Genomic DNA, 337 nt, shown 5'->3' with positions numbered 1-337 from the left:
AGGCGCGCACGCTCGGCCGACGGCTCCAGCGCCTCCACCCGTGCCGGGCAATGCACCTGCACGCCGGCCGCCGGCAGCGCCGCCCACAGCTGTTCGACCAATAGATTGTGTTCGACGATCCAGCCGAGTTGGTCGCGGCCCAGGGTGTCGGCGTCGAAGGCCAGCTCGCCACCGCCGCCGGCATCCCACACGCGCATGCGCCGGTACGCGCTGGCGCGGCTGGCGACGACCTGCGGCCACACGCCCAGGCCCTGCAGCAGCGCCGCGTTGTCCGGGGCGAAGGCGTACACGCGCAGGTCCGGCGTGTCGGCCGACCAGCGCGGCGGCTCGCGGCCTT

1 pseudogene is annotated in these 337 nt (G+C 74.8%); it reads right to left on the bottom strand.

The features are described from left to right. Window positions 1–337: pseudogene (locus tag D180_RS15910) on the bottom strand (UbiH/UbiF family hydroxylase); the annotation flags it as partial.

It is taken from the genome of Xanthomonas sp. SHU 166 (genome assembly GCF_000364685.1).
Taxonomy (GTDB): Bacteria; Pseudomonadota; Gammaproteobacteria; order Xanthomonadales; family Xanthomonadaceae; genus Xanthomonas_A; species Xanthomonas_A sontii.
The sequence above is the reverse complement of the archived record's forward strand: the minus strand, read 5'-3'. Positions and strand labels throughout refer to the sequence as shown.